6 protein-coding genes are annotated in these 6,655 nt (G+C 29.6%); all 6 read left to right on the top strand.

The window, feature by feature from the left end; genetic code table 11:
- The first annotated feature begins 42 nt into the window (after positions 1-42).
- The 6 genes from TICRE_RS06105 to TICRE_RS06130 all read left to right on the top strand — a co-directional run bounded on the left by TICRE_RS06105 (position 43) and on the right by TICRE_RS06130 (position 6,209).
- Entirely contained in the window at positions 43-987 is a 945-nt protein-coding gene (locus tag TICRE_RS06105) for an ABC transporter permease (RefSeq protein ID WP_075726167.1), read from the top strand.
- Positions 987-1,955 (top strand): ABC transporter permease, encoded by a 969-nt coding sequence (locus TICRE_RS06110; protein ID WP_075726169.1) that lies wholly within the window; start codon positions 987-989, stop codon positions 1,953-1,955. The genes TICRE_RS06105 and TICRE_RS06110 overlap by 1 nt, the downstream gene beginning before the upstream one ends.
- An 11-nt stretch (positions 1,956-1,966) precedes the next feature.
- Complete coding sequence (locus TICRE_RS06115; RefSeq protein ID WP_075726171.1) at positions 1,967-3,016, top strand: ABC transporter ATP-binding protein; 1,050 nt, start codon at positions 1,967-1,969, stop codon at positions 3,014-3,016.
- Positions 3,009-3,938, top strand: coding sequence for an ATP-binding cassette domain-containing protein (locus TICRE_RS06120; protein ID WP_075726173.1), 930 nt, complete (start codon positions 3,009-3,011; stop codon positions 3,936-3,938). Before TICRE_RS06115 ends, TICRE_RS06120 begins: the two co-directional genes overlap by 8 nt.
- Positions 3,939-4,025: 87 nt before the next feature.
- On the top strand, positions 4,026-5,285 hold the full coding sequence (nagZ, locus tag TICRE_RS06125) for a beta-N-acetylhexosaminidase (RefSeq protein WP_075726175.1): 1,260 nt from the start codon (positions 4,026-4,028) through the stop codon (positions 5,283-5,285).
- Positions 5,286-5,309: 24 nt separating this feature from the next.
- Positions 5,310-6,209 carry an ROK family protein gene (locus TICRE_RS06130; protein WP_075726177.1) on the top strand — a complete coding sequence of 300 codons (900 nt, stop codon included), beginning with the start codon at positions 5,310-5,312 and terminating at the stop codon, positions 6,207-6,209.
- The last annotated feature ends 446 nt before the right edge of the window (positions 6,210-6,655 follow it).

A 6,655-nucleotide genomic window follows, 5' to 3' on the forward strand; every position in this document is an offset into this window, starting at 1 on the left:
ATATTCCTTACACATTAATTTTAAAGTGAATGGAGGATTCATATGATAAGGTATACCTTAAAGAGATTGGTTCAATCTCTAATGACACTTGTTATAGTAATAACCATAGTATTTTTACTTATGAGGCTTATGCCTGAAGATGGATATTTTGGTGATAGTTATGAAAAATTAGATGAAGTTCAAAAAGAAGCTATACTTGAAGATATGGGACTTAGAGATCCAATTCATATACAGCTTTTAAATTTTTATAAACAAACTTTAAAAGGTGATTTAGGAAAATCTATAATATATAGACCTAAAGTAGATATATCTACCATATTAAAATCTAAAATTCCTTATTCTTTAAATTTTGGATTGGCAGCTATGTTTATATCTTTAGGGATAGGGATACCACTTGGCATAATGATGGCTCTAAATAAAGGCTGTTTTTTAGATAAAATAGGAACTGTATATATAGTCCTAATAAATGCAATCCCTTCTGCTATTTATTATTTATTTATTCAAATATATTTAACCGGAAGCTTTAATCTTCCGATTCTTTTTTCAGTAGATAGACCACTATCATTTATATTGCCTACAATATCAATGTCTTTAGGTGGAATTGCTTCTTATGCTATGTGGATGAGAAGATATATGGTAGATAAGATAAACAAAGATTATGTAAAACTTGCTAGAGCTAAGGGAATGAAAAATAGAAAAGTTATGATTTCACATGTACTTAGAAATGCATTTGTACCTATGTCTCAATATCTGCCCAGTGCGATTCTTTTTACAATAGCAGGATCTATATATATAGAATCTCTATATTCAATTCCGGGAATGGGTGGATTGCTAGTAGATGCAATTCAAAGACAAGATAATACCCTTGTTCAAGCTTTAGTACTTATCTATTCGTCTATAGGTATATTTGGTCTTTTTATAGGGGATATATCTATGGCTCTTTTAGATCCTCGGATTACTCTATCTAAAAAGGCAGGTGGGAAATAATGAATTCTAAAAAAATAGTAAAACTAACCGATTCATTAAATGATAATCTTTTCCAATTTGCAAAATTTGATAGACGTTTAGCTAAGAAAAGCGGATATTCTAATTATTCTTATTGGGGTTCTACTTTTAGGGTTTTTTCTAAAAACAAAGTAGCAGTTTTTTTTCTTTTTATACTTGTAATCTTATTGACCTTTACAATTATACAGCCATACTTACCTAATCAAATGTCTCCTATAGAAATTGCTATTGATCCTGATACAAATATGCAATTTGTAAATCATCCACCAGGAAAAGAATTTTTATTTGGTACTAATTCTATAGGTCAAGACCTTTGGTCTAGGATTTGGAGTGGAACTAGGACTTCTTTACTCATAGGAATATTAGTAGGCGTATGGGAAGCCATCATTGGAATTATAATAGGTTCTTTATGGGGATATATTAGAAGTTTAGATAGAATAATAACAGAAATATATAATGTTTTTAACAATATACCTACAACTATAATAATGGTACTTTTAACTTATATAATGAAACCAAGTATAGGAACACTAATCTTTGCCATGTGTATAACAGGATGGATAGGAATGGCAAGATTTATAAGAAATCAAATCATTATAATAAGAGATAGGGAATATAATTTAGCATCAAAGACACTCGGAACATCTATTACAAAAATAATTTTAAAAAACTTACTTCCCTATTTAGTATCTGTTATTATGCTTCGTATGGCTTTAGCAATTCCTGCTGCTATAGGTAGTGAGGTGTTTTTAACATACATAGGACTAGGACTTCCAATAAATATACCTTCACTTGGAAATTTAATAAACGAAGGTAGAGGTGTAATGATGAACAGTACTTTAAGATATCAACTTATATTTCCTTCTATTATACTTTCTATTATAACTATATCTTTTTATATTATAGGAAATGTATTTGCAGATGCAGCTGATCCTAAAAATCATATATAGGAGGTAATCTTATGGAAAGAAAAGAAAAGATACTCGAAGTAAAAGACCTTGTTGTTAAATTTAGACTAAGAGGGGAGATACTAACTGCGATTAGAAAGGCCTCACTTGATGTATATAAAGGCGAAAGCCTTGCTATAGTAGGAGAGTCTGGATCGGGAAAATCTGTCTTTACAAAGAGCTTTATGGGGCTCTTAGACAAAAATGGTTTTATAGATGGTGGCAAAATTAAATATATGGAAAAAGATCTCTCTACATATAAAAAAGAAAAAGATTGGATTAAGATAAGAGGTAAAGAAATCGCAATGGTTTTTCAAGAACCCATGACTTCTTTAAATCCATTAAAAACTGTGGGAAAACAAATCAAAGAGACTATAGAACTTCATAGAGATATAAGAGGGAAGAGTTCAAAAGAAGAAGCTATAAAAATATTAGAAGATGTGGGAATAAGTAAAGCTTCTATGAGATATGATAGTTATCCTCATGAATTTTCAGGAGGTATGAGGCAAAGGGTTGTTATAGCAATAGCTATAGCTTGCAATCCTAAGATATTGATATGTGATGAACCCACTACAGCATTAGATGTAACTATACAAGCGCAGATATTGAATTTACTAAAGAGATTAAAGAAAAAATATAACTTAACAACTATCTATATAACTCATGATTTAGGAGTAGTTGCAAATGTTGCTGATAGAGTTGCAGTTATGTATGCGGGAGATATTGTAGAGATAGGAAAAGCGGAAGAAGTATTCTATAATCCAAAACATCCCTATACATGGGCACTTTTATCTTCACTTCCTCAATTAGGCAAAAAAGGTGAAGCACTATACTCTATTGAAGGAACACCTCCAAATTTATTTGAAGAAATAAAAGGAGATGCCTTTGCTCCGAGAAATCCTAGAGCTTTAAATATTGACTTTGTAAAGAAACCACCTTATTTTTCCATCAGTCCTACACATAAAGCTAAGACATGGCTTTTAGATCCAAAAGCACCACTAGTAGAACCTCCTGAAGGTATAAAAAATTTAAATAAATACTTTGGAGGGAAGAGAGATGAATAGAAATCCAATATTAGAAGTAAAAGATTTGGAAGTAGAATTTGGGAAGGGCAAGAATAGATTTAAAGCAGTAGACGGGGTAAGCTTTAATATATATAAAGGTGAAACATTTGGTTTAGTAGGGGAATCAGGTTCTGGCAAAACTACAATTGGAAGAGCAATTATTAGACTAAATGAGGTTTCAAATGGGGAAATTATATTTGAAGGAGAAGATATATCAGGAAAACTCAGTAGGGAAAAAGAAAGAAATGTTAAAAAGAACATACAGATGATATTTCAAGACCCAATGGCTTCTTTAAATGAGAGGGCAAAGGTAGACTATATAATATCTGAAGGGCTTTTAAATTTAAATAAAAAGAAAAGTAAGAAAGAAATAAATAAAGAAGTTCATAATGCACTACTTAATGTAGGATTATTACCTGAATTTGCATCTAGATTTCCCCATGAGTTCTCGGGAGGACAAAGGCAGAGAATAGGAATAGCTAGGTCTTTAATCATGGAGCCTAAATTTATCATTGCAGATGAACCTATATCTGCTCTTGATGTTTCTATTAGAGCCCAAGTATTAAATCTTTTATTAGAATTACAGAAAAGAAAAAAACTTACATATTTATTTATTGCACATGATTTATCCGTAGTAAAATTTATAACAGATAGAGTGGCAGTAATATATAAAGGTAAGATAGTAGAGATGGCTCCAACTGAAAAGCTATTTAAAAACCCTCTTCACCCTTATACGATATCTCTTATATCAGCTATACCATTGCCAGATCCAATAAGGGAGAAAAATAAAAGATTAAAAATATATGATTCTAAAATTCATAACTATATAGAAAATCCTCCAAAATGGATAGAAATTGAACCTGAACATTTTGTATTAGCAAATGAAATGGAAATTACTAAATATAGAAAAAGATTAAAATAAAACCTAAAAATAGGTTTTATTTTTTATGTTATTGTAAAGACTCAATATATAAGTTAAAATAAAATTATAACGAAAGAGGAGATTTAGGTGAAAAGGAAGCCTTTCCATATTCTTTTATTATGTTTAGTAGTTTTAGTAGCTATAAGTTGTAATTCAATAGAAAATAAAAGTTTAAATAAAAAAGTAGATAAAAAAGACAATATTTCTGTAAAATTAAATGATAAAGATGATTCAGATCATGAAAAGGATATATTGTTAAAAAAAATAGAAGGTATGACTCTTAAAGAAAAGATAGGTCAACTTCTTGTAGTGGGTTTTGAAGGGACGTCCATAAATTCTGATATAGAAAATTATATAGAGAATTATAAAGTGGGAGGATTTATACTTTTTTCTAGAAACATTAGAAACGCAGATGAATCTTTTAAATTAATAAATGATATAAAAGAAAAGAATACACAAAACAGTATCCCTCTATTTATTTCCATAGATGAAGAAGGAGGAGGAGTGAGTAGACTTCCTAAAGAATTTCTAAAGCTCCCCTCTGCTAAGATGATTGGCAATGCAAATAGAGAAGAAATATCTTTTGAATATGGAAAGGTTATAGGTGTCCGTGTAAAATCTTTAGGGTTTAATTTAGATTTTGCTCCAGTATTAGATATAAATTCTAATCCTAAAAATCCTGTGATAGGAGATAGATCATTTGGTGATACTGAGAAAATAGTATCTAAGAATGGTATATCTGTTGTAAAGGGATTAAAAGAGGAAGGACTTATATCAGCAGTAAAACATTTTCCAGGCCATGGGGACACATCAGTAGATTCACATAAAAATCTTCCTGTAGTTTATAAGACAAAAGATGAGTTAAAAGACTTAGAACTAATACCATTTAAAAAAGCTATAAAAGAAGATATTGATGCTATAATGGTAGCACATATACTTTATAAAGATATTGATAAAGACTATCCTGCTACAATGTCTAAAAGTATAATAGAAAAACTTTTAAGAGAAGATTTATCTTTTAAAGGAGTAGTTATGTCAGATGATATGACTATGGGGGCTATAATCAAAACTTATAGCCTAGAGGAGGCAAGTGTAAAGTTCTTAAAATCAGGAGGAGATATCTTATTAATCTGTCACGGAAGAGATAACCCAAGACTCGTTTTTGAAGCTATAGAAAAAGCTGTAGAAGAAAAGATTTTAAGTGAAGAAGAAATAGATAAGAAGGTATATAGAATTATTAGCTTAAAGAAAAAATATAAAATAAATGATAAATCTTTAATGAAATATGATATAGAAAAGATAAATAAGTTAACAGATGATTTTTTGAAAAAAGTAAACTCATTATAGCCAAGCATAAAGGGGGAATAATATGTGAGGAAGGTAATAGGTATAGATTTAGGTGGAACTAGTATATATGGAGGGGTAATAAATGAACAAGGAGAAATATTAAGAAGGGGTCATAGGGAGACATTTTCAGCTAGTAGTAAAATGGATGTATTAAATAGAATTAGTGAAGTTATAGAAGAACTTTTAGAAGAGGGAATACTTGGAATTGGAGTAGGTTCTCCGGGGTTTATAGATTCAAAGGATGGAAAGGTTTTAGAAGTTGGAGGAAACATAAAAGACTGGGCAAATACAAACATAAGAGAAGGGATAAATAAAAGATTTCCAAGACTTCCAGTTTTTGTTGAAAACGATGCAAACGTGGCAGCGATTTGTGAACGCTGGATAGGAGTGGCAAAGGACTTAAAAAACTTTATAATGATAACCCTTGGAACTGGAGTGGGAGGAGCTATTTATTTAGAAAAAGAAGGAATTTTAAAAGGTCAGGGATATCAAGCAGCAGAACTAGGACATACAATACTTTATCCTTTTGGAGAAAAGTGCAATTGTGGTCAAAACGGCTGTGTTGAGAGATATATTTCGGGAACAGCTATAGAAAGAATATATAAAGAAAAATCTGGTGAGTATAAAAAAGGTATAGATATATTTAAAGATATAGATGATAAGATAGCGATAGAAGTAATAGAAGAATTTATAAATAATTTAGGAGTGTTTTTAGTAAGTTTGAAAAACATCTTTGATCCAGATGGAATAATAATAGGTGGAGGAGTAATTAATTCAAGAGAGTATTGGTGGAATGGGATGATAAAAAGTTATAAAAAGCTCTCAAATAATCCAAATACCATGAAGATTTTACCAGCTGTTTATTTAAATGATGCAGGTATGATAGGAGCAGCTAAAAGTGTTTTTAGTAGTCTTGAAGTATAGCAAGTCATTAAAAAAAGGCATCTAGATGTCTTTTTTTAATGACTTGTTGAAATTATTGTAAATACGATATATAATATTGGGAACAAATGTTAAAAAAATTATATTATCTAGTGTTATAATAGCATCTAATATTTTAAATTTAATGTTTATTTCTATAGTGGATATTTTACATATAAAAATATAATAAACTTTAAAGATCTATTTGCATATACTTTATATGTCTACTTTTTTATTTAGTCAATAAGATGACAGTTTGAGTTTTAATATACCCATAAATTTTCTTTAACTATAAAGTGTAAAAGGAATGTAATCTATTATTGTTAGTGTAAAATTAGATTGGGGAAAATAATTAAAAATAAAATAAGAGCATTCCAAATATGATATTATATAGGTGACAAAACCAGTTAATAATATACAAAAAGGAGATGCTCTTATGGATATAATTA

Origin of the sequence: Tissierella creatinophila DSM 6911 (genome assembly GCF_001940565.1) — a bacterium.
Taxonomy (GTDB): Bacteria; Bacillota; Clostridia; order Tissierellales; family Tissierellaceae; genus Tissierella_A; species Tissierella_A creatinophila.

Excerpts from the sequence above, each read along its gene's own strand:
- TICRE_RS06105 (WP_075726167.1), top strand. The coding sequence starts at position 43 with ATGATAAGGTATACCTTAAAGAGATTGGTTCAATCTCTAATGACACTT.
- TICRE_RS06110 (WP_075726169.1), top strand. The coding sequence starts at position 987 with ATGAATTCTAAAAAAATAGTAAAACTAACCGATTCATTAAATGATAAT.
- TICRE_RS06115 (WP_075726171.1), top strand. The coding sequence starts at position 1,967 with ATGGAAAGAAAAGAAAAGATACTCGAAGTAAAAGACCTTGTTGTTAAA.
- TICRE_RS06120 (WP_075726173.1), top strand. The coding sequence starts at position 3,009 with ATGAATAGAAATCCAATATTAGAAGTAAAAGATTTGGAAGTAGAATTT.